The organism is Candidatus Binatia bacterium, assembly GCA_036382395.1.
Lineage (GTDB): Bacteria > Desulfobacterota > Binatia > HRBIN30 > HRBIN30 > JAGDMS01.
Window position 1 is genome coordinate 1 of the sequence record DASVHW010000057.1, and the last position, 16898, is coordinate 16898.

The 16898-nt window shown below is 63.3% G+C and carries 19 protein-coding genes; 6 read left to right on the top strand and 13 right to left on the bottom strand.

The features are described from left to right. Positions 1-420 (top strand): hypothetical protein (locus VF515_03270; protein HEX7406652.1); only part of this gene is annotated, 420 nt, incomplete at its 5' end. 371 nt (positions 421-791) lie between these two features. Continuing rightward, complete coding sequence (locus VF515_03275; protein ID HEX7406653.1) at positions 792-1430, top strand: hypothetical protein; 639 nt, start codon at positions 792-794, stop codon at positions 1428-1430. Between the two features lie 61 nt (positions 1431-1491). Here VF515_03275 and VF515_03280 read toward each other — a convergent pair whose 3' ends face one another. The 12 genes from VF515_03280 to VF515_03335 all read right to left on the bottom strand — a co-directional run bounded on the left by VF515_03280 (position 1492) and on the right by VF515_03335 (position 10633). Continuing rightward, entirely contained in the window at positions 1492-2457 is a 966-nt protein-coding gene (locus VF515_03280) for a hypothetical protein (GenBank protein HEX7406654.1), read from the bottom strand. 328 nt (positions 2458-2785) lie between these two features. Then, complete coding sequence (locus VF515_03285; GenBank protein HEX7406655.1) at positions 2786-3037, bottom strand: antitoxin family protein; 252 nt, start codon at positions 3035-3037, stop codon at positions 2786-2788. Between the two features lie 54 nt (positions 3038-3091). Further along, positions 3092-3970 carry a MoxR family ATPase gene (locus tag VF515_03290; protein ID HEX7406656.1) on the bottom strand — a complete coding sequence of 293 codons (879 nt, stop codon included), beginning with the start codon at positions 3968-3970 and terminating at the stop codon, positions 3092-3094. A 74-nt stretch (positions 3971-4044) separates the two neighbouring features. Beyond that, positions 4045-4257, bottom strand: coding sequence for a DUF2905 domain-containing protein (locus VF515_03295; GenBank protein HEX7406657.1), 213 nt, complete (start codon positions 4255-4257; stop codon positions 4045-4047). Positions 4258-4292: 35 nt separating this feature from the next. Then, on the bottom strand, positions 4293-4577 hold the full coding sequence (locus tag VF515_03300; GenBank protein ID HEX7406658.1) for a hypothetical protein: 285 nt from the start codon (positions 4575-4577) through the stop codon (positions 4293-4295). A 110-nt stretch (positions 4578-4687) separates the two neighbouring features. Continuing rightward, a complete protein-coding gene (ruvB, locus tag VF515_03305) occupies positions 4688-5725 on the bottom strand; it encodes a Holliday junction branch migration DNA helicase RuvB (GenBank protein HEX7406659.1) in 1038 nt (345 codons plus the stop codon). Beyond that, entirely contained in the window at positions 5722-6306 is a 585-nt protein-coding gene (ruvA, locus tag VF515_03310; GenBank protein HEX7406660.1) for a Holliday junction branch migration protein RuvA, read from the bottom strand. The genes ruvB and ruvA overlap by 4 nt, the downstream gene beginning before the upstream one ends. A gap of 146 nt (positions 6307-6452) precedes the next feature. Beyond that, complete coding sequence (gene ruvC / locus VF515_03315; GenBank protein HEX7406661.1) at positions 6453-6995, bottom strand: crossover junction endodeoxyribonuclease RuvC; 543 nt, start codon at positions 6993-6995, stop codon at positions 6453-6455. A 54-nt stretch (positions 6996-7049) separates the two neighbouring features. Then, positions 7050-7802, bottom strand: a complete 753-nt coding sequence (locus VF515_03320) for a YebC/PmpR family DNA-binding transcriptional regulator (GenBank protein HEX7406662.1) — start codon at positions 7800-7802, stop codon at positions 7050-7052. 70 nt (positions 7803-7872) lie between these two features. Beyond that, positions 7873-8649 (bottom strand): SDR family NAD(P)-dependent oxidoreductase, encoded by a 777-nt coding sequence (locus tag VF515_03325; protein ID HEX7406663.1) that lies wholly within the window; start codon positions 8647-8649, stop codon positions 7873-7875. A gap of 27 nt (positions 8650-8676) precedes the next feature. Next, positions 8677-9846 carry a serine hydrolase domain-containing protein gene (locus VF515_03330; protein ID HEX7406664.1) on the bottom strand — a complete coding sequence of 390 codons (1170 nt, stop codon included), beginning with the start codon at positions 9844-9846 and terminating at the stop codon, positions 8677-8679. Between the two features lie 70 nt (positions 9847-9916). Further along, positions 9917-10633 (bottom strand): hypothetical protein, encoded by a 717-nt coding sequence (locus VF515_03335; GenBank protein ID HEX7406665.1) that lies wholly within the window; start codon positions 10631-10633, stop codon positions 9917-9919. Positions 10634-10731: 98 nt separating this feature from the next. Between VF515_03335 and VF515_03340 the strand changes: the two genes are divergently transcribed. Both VF515_03340 and VF515_03345 read left to right on the top strand, forming a co-directional pair. Further along, a complete protein-coding gene (locus VF515_03340; protein HEX7406666.1) occupies positions 10732-11670 on the top strand; it encodes a DMT family transporter in 939 nt (312 codons plus the stop codon). A gap of 76 nt (positions 11671-11746) precedes the next feature. Continuing rightward, entirely contained in the window at positions 11747-12217 is a 471-nt protein-coding gene (locus VF515_03345) for a CBS domain-containing protein (GenBank protein ID HEX7406667.1), read from the top strand. 6 nt (positions 12218-12223) lie between these two features. On the opposite strand, the gene VF515_03350 is transcribed toward VF515_03345, so the two are convergent. Then, positions 12224-14671, bottom strand: coding sequence for an Ig-like domain-containing protein (locus VF515_03350; protein HEX7406668.1), 2448 nt, complete (start codon positions 14669-14671; stop codon positions 12224-12226). Between the two features lie 264 nt (positions 14672-14935). Here VF515_03350 and VF515_03355 point away from each other — a divergent pair, with 264 nt between their 5' ends. Both VF515_03355 and VF515_03360 read left to right on the top strand, forming a co-directional pair. Beyond that, the gene (locus VF515_03355; protein HEX7406669.1) at positions 14936-15742 is read left to right on the top strand and encodes an alpha/beta hydrolase; all 807 of its coding nucleotides are present in this window, start codon (positions 14936-14938) and stop codon (positions 15740-15742) included. Positions 15743-15745: 3 nt separating this feature from the next. After that, the gene (locus tag VF515_03360) at positions 15746-16897 is read left to right on the top strand and encodes a thiolase domain-containing protein (protein ID HEX7406670.1); all 1152 of its coding nucleotides are present in this window, start codon (positions 15746-15748) and stop codon (positions 16895-16897) included. The last annotated feature ends 1 nt before the right edge of the window (position 16898 follow it).

Consider the following 16898-nt stretch of genomic DNA (forward strand, 5'->3'; position numbering starts at 1 on the left):
TGCAGCTGCCCGGACTGGGCGTCGATGTGCAAGCACGTCGCGGCGGTGCTCTACGGCATCGGCGCCCGGCTCGACGAGCAGCCCGAGCTGCTCTTCAAGCTGCGCGAAGTGGACGAGAAGGAACTGATCGCCAGCGCCGGCACGGGCCTGCCGCTGGCCAAGAAAGGACCTGCCGCGGAGAAGGTCCTTGACGGCGGCGACCTGGCCGAGATCTTCGGGTTGGAGATGGATCGAGACGCGCCGCCTGAGACCGAGGCGCCCGACAAGAAGGCAAAGTCCAGGCTCAGGAAGACGCAGGCGGGAAAGAAGAGCGAGGCCGCGCCTGCGAGAAGCAGCAAGGCTGGCTCACGTAGTCACGCAAGTGAGCCCCTGAGCCGATCGACCGCCTCCGGGAAGCGCAGAAAATCCGCGAAGAAGTGATGTCGTTGCCTCGCGGCCGCCAGCAAGACGGACCGGCTTCACAGATGCCGCTGGCCGCGAATTGGAAGGGGAAAAAACTCGGAGCCGCTCAGGACGAACTGGCCGGGCCGGCGTGCCCGATCATCCTCGCGCTTGATCGCGGGGTTGTGGGCAGCGGTTGGGCAGTTGCACCCGACAAGAATCACCAAGCTGACAGTGCGTTGCGCACCAGCGCTTGAGGGCCGCACGTTGCGCCTCGAGGCCGAGCAACTGGTCGCCGCTGCTCACCCGCACCTACACGCTGGTCGTGACCGACAAAGAAAATTGCGATTGACGCCGTCGTCCGTGCGGAGGATCATGAGGGAAACGCGAGCGCAAAGCAGGAGGTGTGTATGAAAAGGATCTTTGGCGTTGTGATTCTGGGCCTGTCGATTCTGACAGTGCCTTTCATGGTGGCGTCGGCGCGTGCCGCCTGCCCGTCCGATGTCGGTGCCGCACTCGACGCGGCCTGTCCGTGCAGCGGGCCGACCCAAGGTGGGACGTGGAAGAACCACGGACAGCATCAGAGCTGCGTGGTCCGCTTCCGCAACGCTCTGCGGCGCCAAGGCTGCCTGACTCCCGACACACAGAAGACGATCGCAAGTTGCTCGGCCCGCTCCACGTGCGGCAAAGCGAACGCGGTACTCTGCTGTAAGGTTGCCGGCACCGGCACCTGCACTATCCCGACCGGTAGCACCATCGGTACGTGCAGCAACAACTCCGCGGTAACATGCAGCACGGACGCGGACTGCACCGTGCTCAGCGGACCCCGGGTCGCGCATGACGCAGCGGGGTGCACCGCGAATGGCGGCTACAGTTCCGGCACCGGCAGCGTGTGCAGTGGCTGCGCCACGCCAGTCGCCTGCTGTGTGCCGTCGAGCCCGGCAGGTCAGCCGGGTACGTGCGAGATACTGACGGCCTCGAATTGCACGGCGGCAGGTGGGACGACGCCAACGGCCGGGGCCACTTGCGCCGACGTCACCTGCCCGTAGCGCATCGCCGCGATCTATTCCGCGCAGGGCACCGGCTGCCCCGGTGCCCCGCGCCCGGCGCTCAGTTGTGCGTCGCGTCCATCATGCAGTAATCGCCAACTCCATTCGGTCCGCTCAGGTTGTGGTCCAGATTTCTCTGGATCAGATAGTTGCGCGTTCCCAGGGGCAGGTTGGCCCAGGCGCCGTTGGCCAGGTATTGGGAATGCCCGAACGTCCAGGCGCACTTGTCGGCGTTCTCCGCGCCACTACTGTCGTACCACGCATTCAGGTCGGGGTCGGTGGTGGTCTCTTCCAACTCGTGCGCAACGACCGAGATCATGGCATCGACGCCGGCGTTACCGTTGGGTCCGACGCTCTGGATGGCACACGCGTTGAGACAGCGATTGGCGTTGCCCACGAACGAGTAGCGGATGCGCCCGAGCGACGATGTCGCTGCCGTGTGCCAGCCGCAATATCTGGTGCAGAAACCAGATTGCTCGCTGACGTCAGAGGAGGTGAGCACAAAATACACGCCATTCGGGTCGGCATGCCCTCCCCACTGTTTGGTGATCGCGCTGATCACAATCCGCTGGACATCAGAATCCCGCAGCCGGCTTCCTCTGGAGTAGCCGTCGGTGTACTGGTTGAAAGATGCGGTGAACGACACGCCACCGCTGACGACGGCGTTGTAGCTCTGGTTCGTGTAGCTCGTGTTGAGGTTGAAGTACGGCGAGTTACCGATGGAGGCGGCAAAGTCGCGGACGATTTGCTGCCCGCTGAGAGTGTCCGAGCCGTTGGACTGCGCCCAGTTCCCGTACCAGATGAGGTAGATCACCGGTGTCGTGACGACCGGCCCGCCATGATAGCTGATCGGGTTGCTACTGGAGGCGGTTGAACCGGCAGGGACGCTCAGGCCCATCCCGTACGGATTGACCCGGTGGATGACCTGCGGCGGTCCCGGCTCATGGTCCTGGCTGTATGCGGTCCCCGACAGGCCGAGCGCAGCGAGCACGATTACGGCCAGAGACAAGATAAGATTTCTCCTCATTGGCTTTTTCCTTTCCACGACTCGGTCGTGACAAAGCGTCGCCTTTCCAAAACCGAGTTCGCCCAAAGCTGATCTAGTTGCGACATGCTATCCCACAGTGGGCGCCAGTATTTCAAGCCCAAAGGTAGAAGCCGGTGCACTCGAGAGCGAGCCTCCACGCCTTAACTTGGTATCCGTGCAGTTGACCTTCCAGGCTTGGGTTCGCGCAGGATTCCCTGGTGTGTGGGTGATTGACTTTATCGCCCACGAGCCCAGTGGCGATACGCCGCGATCCACTCGGACCCGGCGGGTGGTGGAGAAGGGAGGGGCCGAAACCCAAACGTTCGTGTCAAGCAGAACGACGGGCTTCACGACGCTTGGCTTTCACTTCCGCACGCGCCGCGGTGATCTCTGCCTCGATATCCGCCGAAGCGTGGCGTCGTGTCCGCCGATGGACGCGATTGAGTAGAGCCTTGAAATCCTTCCGCCACTCCGCTTCGGGATAGATCGAGAGGAGACAGACCTTTCGCTCGCTCATCCGCACTCGCTCAAGCGGCTTCAGTACCCCGTTCTCGTAAACGGCCCGGATCACGCGCTGCATGTTCTCGTGAGTAGCACCTTTCGAAGTTTCGACCAAGCAGTTCCTGTGCACCCGCTACTGATTGTACCGCGGCCCCAGGTCCTGCCAGCTCTTCGGGTAGTGCCCGCCCTTAGCATCGTACTGCGTGAGCGCGTCGACGTCCTGCTCCTTCTTCAGCAACGCGCCGACGAAGGGGATGTGTGCCTCGATTTTGTCCATGCTGATGCCGGAGCGCAGCAGCGCGCTGATCCAGTCGATGAGCTCGGAGGTGGAGGGTTTCTTGCGCAGATCATTTTGCTCGCGCAGCCAGTAGAACTTGATCAGCACCTGATCGAGGAGATTGGCGTCGAGGTGCGGGTGGTGCACCGCAAGGATCTGGCGCATCAGCCTCGGGTCGGGGAACTCGATGTAATGAAAGATGCAACGCCGCAAAAAGGCGTCGGGTAGCTCCTTTTCGTTGTTCGACGTGATCATCACCACCGGACGATGGCGCGCGCTGATCTCCTCGCTGGTTTCGAGGATCGAGAAGCGCATCTCGTCGAGCTCGCGCAGCAGGTCGTTGGGGAACTCAAGGTCCGCCTTGTCGATCTCATCGATGAGGAGCACGTGGCGTTCTTGTGCCGCGAATGCCTGACCGAGCGGCCCGAGCTTGATGTAGCGGCCGATGTCCGAGACGTTGCCGGTGCCGAAGCGGCTGTCGTTCAGGCGCTGTACGGTGTCGTAGAGGTAGAGGCCGTCGGCCGCCTTGGTGGTCGATTTGATGTGCCATGACAGCATGGGCATGCCGAGCCCTTCGGCGACGTGCATGGCTAACACGGTCTTGCCGGTCCCGGGTTCACCTTTGAGCAGCAGCGGCCGCTCCAGCGCGATGGCGCAGTTGACCGCATCGACGAGCGGACCGGAGGCGATGTACCCAGGAGTACCCTGGAAACGAAGGAATCCGTTGTTCTTCATAAGGGGTCAAACTACCCGGTGACGCGAGTTCAATCAAACGCTCGCACGCTGCGGCGTTCCGGTCGCGGATAATGTCAGCGCCGGAAGAGGTAGAAGAGCAGGCTCAGCACCACGCTGATGAGCAGGCAGGTCACGATGGGGAAGTAGAACGTGACGTGCTCGCCTTTGTAGAAGATGTCGCCGGGGAGCTTACCGAGCCACGGAATCCTGCCTGCCAACATCAGCAGCCCACCGACGATCACCAGCACGGCGCCGAACAGGATCAGGAGCTTTCCGACATCACCCATCAAGTATCAAATAGCTTACCCTAAAGTCGTGGTGCTCAGCCATCGCGGCCAACGTCCGTCGTCGCATGCCCACCCGAGCGCCCCCGTGGCCGCGGTCGGCTGGAGCGCCGTGTGAGACGCCGCGTCTCCTCGGAGACCTGAAGGAGTGAGCGGAGCGCATCGTTGACGGCGGCAGAATCCCGAAACGCGGCTGCAACATCAGGCTCGAGCACGGCGACGTTGGCGCCCTCGCGAATGAGGCGTCGATAGTATTTGCCGCGGACTGCCTTCGAATAGTCAAAGGCGTACTCCGGCCGCAGGTCGTTCGGTTGGGGGGGCACTCTTACGTTTCATGGCGTTTCCTTTCCCGTGCGGTGGCTCGCCGTGCGCTGATGATGCGCACGGTCGCTCCGCGCTCGGTGTGAGCAACTACGGCGTGGATTTTGTTCTGCTACAGCAGTCTGCCCTGCATACCTTCGGCTTGGGCAGGTTCCGGCTTACCGAGGTGCGAGCGGGCCAATTGCGTCGCCACGCGGCCTCTCGGAGTGCGGTTGAGATAGCCCTCTTTGATCAAGTACGGCTCGTGCACGTCCTCGATCGTGTCGCCCTCCTCCCCCACTGCCGCGGCTAGAGTCTCCAGGCCCACGGGTCCCCCACTGAACTTGTCGATGATAGTCAAGAGAATCGCCCGATCCATCTTATCGAAGCCTAGGTGATCCACTTCGAGCATCCGGAGTGCTTGGTCCGCCACTGTCTTGGAGATGGTGCCCTCAGCGCGGACTTGAGCGAAATCTCGCACGCGCCGGAGCAGCCGATTGGCGATGCGCGGCGTGCCCCGCGCGCGACGTGCAATCTCCGTGGCGCCGGGATCGTCGATCGGGACGTTGAGGATACGTGCCGAGCGCCGCAGAATCGTTGCCAACTCGTCGGGGTTATAGAAATCCAGCCGAAAGCTGGCGCCGAAGCGGTCGCGCAACGGCGACGTGAGTAACCCGGCGCGGGTGGTGGCGCCGATCAGTGTGAAGCGCTTCAAATCGAGCTTGATCGACCGTGCCGACGGTCCTTGGCCGATGATGACGTCGATCTGGTAATCCTCCATCGCGGGGTAGAGTATCTCCTCTATGACGCGGCTCAGGCGGTGAATCTCGTCGATGAACAGGACATCGCCGGCCTCCAAGTTGGTGAGAATAGCCGCCAGATCCCCCGGGCGTTCGATCACCGGTCCGGCAGTCGAACGGATATTTACGCCCATCTCGCGCGCGATGATGTGCGCCAGCGAGGTCTTGCCCAATCCCGGCGGACCATAGAGGAGCAGATGATCCAAGCTGTCCCCCCGTGCCTTCGCCGCATCGATGGCAACTTGGAGGTTAGCCTTCACGCTTTCTTGGCCGATGTACTCGGCAAGCGAGGGCGGACGCAGCGTGGTGTCGAGGGTGAGGTCCTCGTCCACGGCCTGGCCGGCGACGATCCGTTCATCGTCCGGCGTCATGCCCCCACTCGTTTCAAAGCGCTGCGGATCACTGACTCGATGTCGGTTGCGCCCGACGCGCAGGCGCTCTTCACGGCGTGCTCGGCTTCATTGCGGCGGTAGCCGAGGTTGACTAGCGCCGAGATGGCTTCCGCTTCCAAACCCGCGGCGTGGCGCCCGTTGTCTCCTTCGCGTACTCCCTTCTTCACTTTGTCGCGCAGCTCCAGCACCAGTCGTTCGGCGGTCTTCTTGCCGACCCCGGGGATCGCAACCAGCCGCGCCAGGTCACCGGCCTCGAGCGCATCCTGCAGCTCGTGGGTGGGCATGCCGGAGAGAATGTTCAACGCCAGGCGCGGACCGATGCCGGAGATGCCGAGCAATAGCTGGAAGAGATCTTTTTCCGCGCGCTCAACAAAGCCGTAGAGCTGCAGTGCGTCCTCACGGACGTGCGTGTGGATCAGCAATTCGACGCGGCCACCCGGCTCGGGCAGGCGGTAGAACGAGTTGAGGGAAACGGAGACCTGATATCCGACACCCTGCACGTCCACGACGAGATGTTCCGGGGACTTGTACGCCAAGGCGCCTGCGAGCTGGGCGATCATGAAAACCTACTGTAGACCGCGTGTGCCAAAAAGCGAAGGGCGAACTTCCTTTCCTGGCCGTTGCGAGGAGTCCGAAGAGGGCGCGGCAGGCTGCGCCGCCACGCAGATACGTGAAGGAGATGGGATACAACGCGGCATGGGCGCACTTACCGATAGCCCCGGAGGGAGGCGGAACGCGGTTGCCGGCGCTTCGTCCGGCCCGCAGGCTGCGCACCGACTTGGACGGCGAAGCTGTGCGTATGCAGGTGGCAGATGGCGGCACCGAGGGCGTCTGCCTCGTCTGTGGCTGGGTGCGATTCCAGTGTCAGCAACCGTTCCACCATAGCTTGCATCTGGCCTTTGGCGGCGCGGCCGTTCCCCGCTACCGCCACCTTGATTTCTGCCGGGCTGTACTCCTGCACCGCCACGCCCGCCTGCGCGGCGGCGACGAGGATGGCTCCACGCGCTTCACCCAGACGAAACGCACTTTGCACGTTTTCACCGACGAAGGTTTTTTCCAAGCTAACCCAGGCGGGCGTGAATTCAGACAGGATGCGTTTTGTTTCTTCGTAGACGCGCGCCAACCGTTGCGGCAGTGGGCCGTGGGCACGGATGACACCGCCGGCAACGTAGACCAGGCGCCGGTCGATCTCATCAATGACTCCCCACCCGGTGGCCACCGTTCCGGGATCCACGCCCAACACCCGCACCCCACACCTCCAAGCTGAAACAAAAGACCAGAGAAAACAGCGACTACCAGCTGCTCACGCCGCGCTGAGCCGCTCCAACTCTTCCTGCGGTATGTCGACGTTCGAGGCCACGCTTTGGACGTCGTCGTGCTCCTCGAGCTCTTCGAGAAGCCTCAAGGTTTGCTCGGCATCCTTGCCGGTCAGACTGACGGTGTTCTCGGGGACCATCGCGACCTCGGCGCTTGCCCGCTCGATCTTCGCCGCGTCGAGTGCCGCCTTTACCGCTTCGAACTTCTCCGGCGCCGTCAGGATCTCGTAGCTGTCGACGGCGTCGCTCACGTCGTCGGCTCCCGCTTCGAGCGTGACCTCCATGAGGCGATCTTCGTCGGCCTTGGTCTTCTCGACCGTAATGACGCCGCGCTTGTGAAACATCCACGCGACGCAGCCGGCAGCGCCCATGTTCCCGCTGTGCTTGTCGAAGATCCGGCGCAGATCGGACACGGTGCGATTGCGGTTCTCGGTGAGCGTGCTGGCCATGATGGCCGCGCCGCCCGGCCCGTAGCCCTCGTAATTTACCTCTTCATAGTGGACGCCGTCGAGCTCGCCCGTGCCCTTCTTGATGGCCCGGTCGATGTTGTCGTTGGGCATGCTGTTCTCGCGGGCGGTGGTTACCGCCGTACGCAGGCGCGGATTGGCGTTGATGTCGTTGCCACCGAGGCGTGCGGCAACGCTGATCTCCTTGATCAGCTTGGTGAACAGTTTCCCGCGCCGCGCATCCTTGATGGCCTTCTTGTGCTTGATCGAGCTCCACTTGGAATGCCCCGACATGTAACCTCCTAGACTGAGTTGGGGTCTAGGAAACCAGCTAGCATAGGGATTTTGGCGAGTAAACCAGCCGTCAGCGAAACAGATCCGGTTGCTTGAATGCGGTCCAGCCCCGGTCGCAGTTGAGGACCGCGCCGGTGAGGCTGCGGGCGGCGTCGGAGGCGAGGAATACCACGACCTCGGCGATCTCCTCCGGCGTCTGCAACCCGGTGGCGTGCCCTTTGGCGAATGCGCCCTTCATCTCCTCGCTTTGCCAGATCACGGCATTCATCGGCGTATCGACGTAGCCCGGACTGATGGCGTTGACGCGGATGTTCAGCGCGCCGCAGCCCACCGCCATCGATTTCGTCAGCAGCGCCACACCGCCCTTGGAAGCGGCGTACCCGTCGAGTCCGCCGAGCGGCAGATGCGCCATCGACGACGCCGTGTTGATGATGGCCCCGCCGCCCGCGTTCGCCATCTCGGGGATGGCGTAGTGGGCGCAGTAGAACACACTCGAGAGATTGGTGGCGATCACCCGATCCCACACGGCTGGATCAATTCGCGGCGTGAAGCCGTCGTCGAACGGCAGTGCGATGCCCGCGTTGTTGTACAGGATGTGCAACGCCCCGTACGCGGCGACCGTGTCGTGGACAAGGCGCTCGCACTCGGCTGGTTTGGTGACGTCCGCGGCAATGAAACGGGCCTCTCCCTGCGCCTCGTGAATGAGCGCCACGGTACCGGCGCCGCTCTCCACATTCACATCCGAGACCACGACTGTCGCGCCCTCACGTGCCAGCGCCAGTGCCCCGGCGCGGCCGAGCCCCGATCCAGCCCCCGTTACGATTGCTACTTTTCCTGCAAGATGCACATTGACCTCCGAATCGTTGGTTGCCTGTCAGTCCGTCAGTGCCGCGAAGACGAGGTCCGACAACTTCTGGTGGCGCTCGATGCTGTAGGAGTCTTCCATCAGACCGCTCGACATGAAGACGTAGGACAGGTCACGTATCGGATCAATCCAGAAGCAGGTAGAACCGGCTCCGAGACCGCCGAAGGTCTCCGGTGACGCGAGCGTACCGAACGGCGTCGGGTGGATACCCTCACCGCGCAGGAAGAACCCGAGGCCGAGATACGCGGGGAAAGGCTCCCAGCCGCGGAACGCGTAGGTGTAGTCCATCAGGCTGTTGGGCAGATCGCCGGTCTGGTTGATCTGCACCAACTCGATCATTGCGGGCGATAAAATGCGTGCGCCGTCCAGCTCTCCTCCACGACGCAGCATCTCGGCGAAACGAAACAAGTCGGACGCCGTGGAGACGTAGCCACCGGCAGGAATCTCCGCTTCTTCCGTGATCGCTGCGCCGAAGAACTCGAGCATTTCGGGATCGAACAATCCCCGCCGGCGGTCGCGGGCCACGATCGGGGCGACCCGCTTGGCGAGGTCCCGACGCAGTCCCAGCGAGGTGTTCTTCATGCCGAGAGGCCGGAACAAGTCCTCCTCGACGATCTGCCGGAACGGACGCCTGCTTCCCTCCAAGCGGCGGACGACTTCTGCCAGCACGGCATGGGCGACAAGGGCGCTGTAACTGACACGCGTACCCGGCAGGGACTCGGGCAGCGAGGCGCAGGTGACCGCCACGACCGCGGCGAGATTGCCGGCCATATCAGGGGTGATCAGCGGCGGCAGCATGGCGGGCATCCCCGCGGTGTGGGTCAGCATCTGCGCGATCGTGATCCGCTCTTTCCCGCGGGCCCCAAACTCAGGGATGATGTCTGCGACCCGGGTGGAGAAGGAGATTTCGCCGCGCTCGATCCGGTTCAGCAGCGTGACGACGACAAACTGCTTGCCGACAGACATGGTGTAGAACGATTGGTCCTTTTCCACCTGGCGGCCGGCGGCCCGGTCTGCCCAGCCGAAGTGTTCGTGGTACGCCACCGTGCCGCTTCGTCCGACGACCAGCTCGCAGCCGTCGTAGCGTTCCGCTGCAATGTCGTTGCGAATCACCTCGGAAAGTCGTTCGAGACGCTCCGGATCAAATCCCAAATCTTCTGATCGTTGCTGGTTCATCATCGACCTCCCTGGGGATGCGTGCGAGCATAGTCAAACGGCGTGGATGCCGGCAAGCCACCGCACTCCCAGGTTACAGCAGATACCCCCGGGGGCCCGAGGCGACCAGGATCGGCTCGGCGAAGTGCAGGGACTGGTCGGCGGCGATATCGACCTGCTGCAGTGTGATCTCGAACCGGCGGAGAGGGCATTGCGCCAGCACGGCGATACGTGCGCTGCCATCGCTGCGGACCACGGCCGGTTCGTACGTCTCCACTGGGTGCACCATCTGCCATCCTTCGCCGGCGGTGATCTGGCTCAGCTCCTCCGCCGAGGCGATCAGGTGGGAATGTGTCCAACGTTGGCTGGCCCACAGCTCCTGCATCGCCAGCCAGTACTCGAACACGCCGGCGGCGGTGGGTGGAAACGAGAAGTGGCGGTAGAGCAACTCGACGTCTTGGGTGGGGTAGCCAGCCAAGGTCGATGCCGCGGAGTCGGGTGGCGCGTGCCAGTCGAGCAGTCGCCGCACCGCCTCGACAGAGGTACCGGACCGGGTGGCAAACGGGCGTACCAGCAGGTCATGTCCGCGCTTGCCGAAGAAGCGGTAACGCACCACGAAGCCCGAGGACAGTTGCACTGCCGGCAGTACGGCAAGCACTTCGGCGGCATTGGTTTCGAAGAGATGTTCCCAAAATCGCGCCTCCGCTGACGGTGGGGCCGGGCCGCAACGGTCGCCCGCACGTTGCCGCGCCGCTTCGATGCGGCGCATGACCGCGCGCACGTCCGCCGCCGGAACGAACTCCACCATCATGCCTCCAGCATCTACGATCTCTCGGTGTTGCACAATCGTGAGAGATCCGCGCCGGTGAAGCGCTTGTAAATCGTCGCCAATGCGGTACAGCAGCGCGGATGACGGCACGCGTCGAGCGCTTGGGTCTGCTGTTCGCCGGGTTGTGCGCGCTGAGCGGCGCCTTCGTGCCGGCATTCGCCAAGCTCACGACCAATGTCGCCGATCCGGTCTTCGTGGCCACCGCGACGACGCTGTTTGGTGCCATCTGTGCCGCACTCGTTCTCCTCGCTCGTGGCGAATTGCGCGTGCTCGTGCAGCGTCGAGTCGGGCCGCACCTGCTGGCCATCGGCGCGGTCGGCACCGCCGTTGCCTACGTCCTCTTTTTCTCGGGCGCACGCCGAGCGACCGCCATCGAGACGGTCATCTGCCTGCAAAGTGAACCCGCTTACTCGTTGCTGGCGGCGTGGCTTTTTCTCGGGCACAGGCCGACGTCGCGGCGAGTGCTGGCAATCGGCATCCTGCTGGCCGGGATCATCCTCGCGGTTGGTGGACGGGGATTCGGCGGGTCGAGTGGCATCTGGCTGCTCCTGGCAACGCCGCTGTTCTGGCAGGGGTCGCATCTTCTGGTCCTGCGCCATCTCGTGGGCATTTCACCCCAAGTGCTGACCGGCGCGCGCTACATCGACGGAGGAATCTTGCTGGCGGTGTATTGGGCGATGAGCGGTGGCGTGGCACGTCTGCCGAGCACGCCGGACCTCGTCCGGCTGCTCCCGCTGCTGGCGATCCAGGGTCTCGTCCTGAGTTACGTGGGGACACTGCTGTGGTACCAGGCCATCACCCGGCTCGACCTCGCTCGCACGACGGCCATTGTGGTACCGTCCATCCCGCTGCTCTCGCTGGGGGCGAGTTTTCTCCTCTTGGGGGAAACGCCAACCTTGTTCCAATGGATCGGATTGCTTCTGACCGCGGTAGGCGTGCTGGGGTTTGTGACGGCACCGGACGCGCGGACTCGGCTCGAGCAGGTTGCCGGCGCGGTCCCGAGCGCAGCTTTGACATAAAGCGGTGATTGCTGCATTTGTGGTTTTGCTACCCCGCGAATCCTGATGTGACGCGCGCGGTGGAGCCAAGGAGGTAATGATGGCTCGCACGAACGAGTGGATGGTTACGAACATGGTCACGGCGACCCCGTTCGAGACGGTGGCCGAGGTGGCCCGCCGGATGAGCAGCAACAACGTCGGCGCCGTCCTGGTCGTGCAAGAAGGCGAGCTGTGGGGCCTTTTCTCCGAACGCGATCTGGTCACCCGTGTCGTGGCGCAAAAGCGGGATCCGAACGCCACCGATGTCGGTCAAGTTGCCACTCGGGAAGTCGTCACCATCGACGCGGACGCGCCGATGCAGACGGTTCTGCGGGTGTTCCGGGAGAACAAGTTTCGCCACCTGCCGGTGGTGCAGGGCGGCAAGCCTGTCGGCATCCTTTCGACACGCGACTTTCTCGGATTCTTAGTGCAACGGTGCGAACGCTGCATCGACGACGTGAATTACCACCGCAAGCTGGAAGAAGGAGTGGATCCCTACGATCACCCCGGCGGCTCGTACGGCCGCTGAACGGGTTTAGGGGCACGCCAGCGGGTCACACGGCTTCGCGTCCCCATAGGGAATCTCGCTCGGCTGATTTGCATCGCATACGCCATCTACGTCTGTACAGAAGTTCGTGATTTTGCCGCCCGGTGTGAGGAACGCCCGGAGCTGCTCGATCGAGGCCGGGATGTAGCCGCGGAGGCCGTGCGGATCGCAGCAGTTCCGTGTCGGGGCCTCGTTCGCCAGCGGCGCGATGAACGGTCCGTGCGCCGGATTGCCGAGGTCGAACGAGCCGGTGTCATAGATGACCAGCGCCGACGACAGCGGTCCGGGCTCATCGGGAATTTCCGCCATATTCGCCCGCAGTGAACCGACCAGATTGGGCAGCCCCAACGTGCGCGCGGCGATCTCGGTTGCCACATTCGAGACCTGCTGATCGAGCCACGCCATCGTCATCAGGATGTTCTTGGCGTTTGTTCCTTCGAGCGGATTGCTCGTGATGTGAGTCGCATAGCCGGCCGGCTCTCCCCGTACCCACAGCTCGTGGATGATCCCGACCGTCAGTGCCCGTTTCATCGGATCGGCCAGGCCGGTGAGCGACAAGGCGTCATCGAACTGGGAAAAATCTGTCGATCGCTGCAGGAGCAGCGAAAAGTTGATGGCAGGGACATCAACGTTGGCGTTGACGACGTCCGGGGAGAGGGCGGTGAACATCAGGCCCATGATGCCTCCCAGGCTGGCGCCGAAATAAAACTCCTCTTCCTGCGGTCCGACGAGCACGCCAACTCCCGAAGGTGTCTGGAAAGCAGGATCGGCGTTGAACGCGGCGGTCTTCATCATGCGGGCCAACGCCAGCGTGTTGAGCTGGCCCTGACGCAGTCGGTCGGGCAGGGCAGGGAAGTTCTTCAGCTTCAATACGATCTGGCCGACGACGAAACTGCTGGCGAAGTTTTCCACGTCGGGGGCGGAAAGACCGCGCCAGTCAGTGGCGCCCATGATCAAGTCGAAACCGCCGAGACTGGCCTGGTTTGCAAAGCCTTCGACCGTGTCGCGGCCGCTGCCAAAGAGACCGTGACCGATGATGAGCGGGCGCTTGGGTTTGCCGTCGGCGAGCACGCTGCACGGAATGGCGATGGTGAAGGGCGGATTGGTGAAGCCGTTATGAAGCGGATTGCCGTTCGCATCGACGATCAAGGTTCCCGGAGTCACCGGCTGCGTAACCGGGTCCGAGGTCAGGAAGAGCGGGACCTGGTACGTCCCTTCGACGATGCGCCAGGCGACGACATCGGGTTTAGAGCAGTCATTTTGGATGACGTTGCCGACGGTGAAGGTCTGCGCACCCGCCTCTCTCTGCGCTTGCAGCCATGCGAACGACTGATCCCGCATGGACAGCATCTGCCCGGTCAGCCCCGCATCGCTCTGCACGACGAAGTCGAAGGCCAGGACGAGTTCGCTTTGTGCTACGCCCGCGACCGTGAGGTGGCTGAAGATATCCTCGAACTGGGACTGCCGCGACAGGATCGCCTGAATGTCCGTCGGGCGTTGATCGCGCAGCGCTGCAAACGCTGGCTCCGCCGTCACCGGTGTGCCGTCAGGGTGCACCAGGTTGCGGACGGCGACGATGTAGCGATGACCAGGCGTCAGGCTCCTCGCCGGGCGCAAAAAGAGCGCTTGGCGCGCCGGGATGAAATTGCCCGTCGCGTTTGCGTCCGGCTCGATGAAGTGGAGGACCCGTGTGTTCGTGTCCACGTCGAGGAGCACCGTCGGGCTGTCCGGGTCGAGTGAGCGCGAGTTGTACGTCCTCGTTTCCGGCAGCAGCCGCGACGCATTGGACCCGACCGGATCCACTCCACCGGGGAAGTGCATCAAGATCTGTACGGTCGGGCTGAAGCCGTCGAGTATCGAGTAGGGATCGGGCGAGAGCGGTTTGCCCGACTGCACCGGCATGCCGGTCGCGGGAAAACTCACCCGCCAGCCGGTGGCCGTATTGGCAGGTACGAGGAAGCGCGAGGAGGGATACGGGAGCATGCACTCGGCGTTGTTCAGGATCTCGCACTGATCGGGGTTGGTGAGGGCAACCGTTTCGAATGAAACTGCGGCGTGCCGTGGGTCTGTTCCCACGCTGGCCTGGAGGGAATGTTGCCCTGCCGCGACGTTCGGTAGCGCTCCCTGGGCCTGCCCGTTCGCGATGGTGAGCGCCGAGGTCACCGGATTCCCGTCGAGGGTGACAGCCACACTCCCTGGACCGACACCGAACGGCAGCTGGAGAACCACGCTGACGGACCCCGTCAGTGAGAGCTGCTGGCTGACGGGTTTAAGGAACGCCAAGGGGATGTCGGGGGTCGCGGTGGCTGTGGGCGTGCTGGTGAGTGTCGCGGTGGCGGTCGGAACAGGAGTGCTCGTGGGTGTCGCCGTGGCGGTGGGCGTTGGCGTGTTGGCGGGAGTCCCATTGCTTGAGTCATCGCCGCACGCAGCGGTCATAAAAGTGATTCCGGCGAGCACAAGAACAAGCGCAGGCGAGACTGAAAACTTGCCACCAAGCCGAGGCTGTAACATGGCGAATCTCTCCTTCCACACGGGATTGTGACGGTTCTTATCGCAGCGTGCGGCGACAATACAAACGGAAAATCAAACCTTCTGGCCACGGGTTCCCTTTCTTGACATCAATAGGCCCCTACGATAACCGCAACCGCTGCGTCGTGAGACCCGTCTCGCGAGATTCGCAGACGAGCTGACAGGCCGCACATGCCGACGAAGTACGCGTACATCAACGATACCGCCATCCGCTATTTTCACACCGGTCCCACGACGCTTCCTGGCGTGGTGCCGGATTGGAGCCGAGGCGAGTTGGTCCTCTTTGTCCACGCTGCGGGTTCGAACGGCAACACCTGGCAGCGGCAGCTGGCGGGACTGGCGGAGCGACATAGTCCGCTGGCCTTCGACTTTCCTGGCCACGGACGTTCAGGTGGTACGGAAGGTCTCAAGAGCGTTGTGGCATATCGGGATTTCTTAGCGACGCTGATGGAGGCCCTGCGCCTGCGGCCCTGCGTGCTGGTGGGGCGCTCCATGGGCAGCGCCATCGCCATGGAGTTTGCTCTGGCGTACCCAGCGCGGCTGCGGGCGTTGATTCTGGTGGCAGCGGCGGCACGCTTCGACCTGCCGCAGGCAACGCTCGATACGTGGAGAGACGTCATGCTCGGCCGCGCGCAGCAGCCGTTTACCACGGAAGCGTTTTCACCCAAGGCTGATTTCAGCGTCGTGCGCGAAGCGTGGATGGAACAGGTAAAAACCGATCCGCGGGTGCGCTACTTCGACCTCCTTGCCTGCAATCAGTGCGACGTCACCGCCCGTCTGGGCGGGATCACAGTGCCGACGCTGATCGTTGCCGGAGGCGACGACAGTGTCACGCCGCTGGCGAGCGCCGAGGTGTTGCACCAGGGTATTCCAGGGTCGCAGTTGGTGGTCATTGATGATGCCGGACACAACGTGCCGGCGGAGAAACCAGCGGAATTCAATGAAGCGGTACAGGCGTTTCTGGCAAGGCTGATTTGAGCCATGGGTTTCAACCGTCAGGCTGTCATCGCCGGCGTCTATGAGCACCCCACACGGTGGGCGCCGGACAAGACGATGTTCCAGATCCACGCCGAGAGTGCCCGTGGCGCTCTCGACGATGCCGGCCTGGGTATCAAAGACGTCGATGCCTACTTCACTTCTGGTGTTGGGCCGATCGGTGTGCTGTCGGTAGCCGAGCATCTCAATCTGCAGCCGCGCTACCTCGACTCGACGTCGATCGGTGGCTCGTCTTTTGTCGCGCATGTGACGCACGCGGCGGCGGCCATCGCTGCAGGCTTATGCGAAGTAGCGCTGATCACCTACGGCAGCACCGCTTCCTCCGAGCGCTTCGCGGTGGGGACGGGCGGTGTCTTCACCGGTGATCCGCCGGACCATTTCGAAGCTCCGTTCGGTCCCACGCTGGTCGGCTCGTACGCCCTGGTGGCGCAACGCCACATGTATGAGTTCGGCACGACTGCTGAGCAGCTGGCGGAGATCGCCGTGACCATCCGCCGGCATGCGTCGCTCAACCCGGCTGCGAAGTTTCGTGATCTGATTGCGGTCGAAGACGTCCTGGCTTCGCGCCTCATCTCGTCTCCGCTGCACCTGCTGGATTGCTGCATCATCACCGATGGCGGCGGCGCCGTCGTGGTGACCAGCGCGGCACGTGGGCGCGATCTGAAAAAGCGACCGGTCTATGTCCTGGGCGGTTCGGAGGCCTGCTGTCACACCAGTATGGGCCGCCGTGACCTCACGGACATCGCGGCGCGACAGTCCGGGCCGCGGGCGATGGCGATGGCGGGTGTCACGCACGCGGACATCAACATGTGCATGATCTACGACTCCTTCACCATTACCGTGTTGGAGACGCTGGAGAACCTGGGGTTCTGCAAGCAGGGTGAAGGCGGCGCGTTCGTGCAGAGCGGGCGCATTGGTTTGGGTGGCGAGTTGCCGATCAATACCGACGGCGGCGGGCTGTCATCGAACCACCCCGGCATGCGCGGCATCTTCCTGGTCATCGAGGCCACCAAACAATTGCGTGGTGAATGCGGCCCGCGACAGGTGCCAGACTGCGAGATCGCGCTGTGCCATGGAACCGGCGGCATGTTGGGCTTGCGGCACAGCGGCGCGACGCTGGTGCTGGGGCGAGGATAAG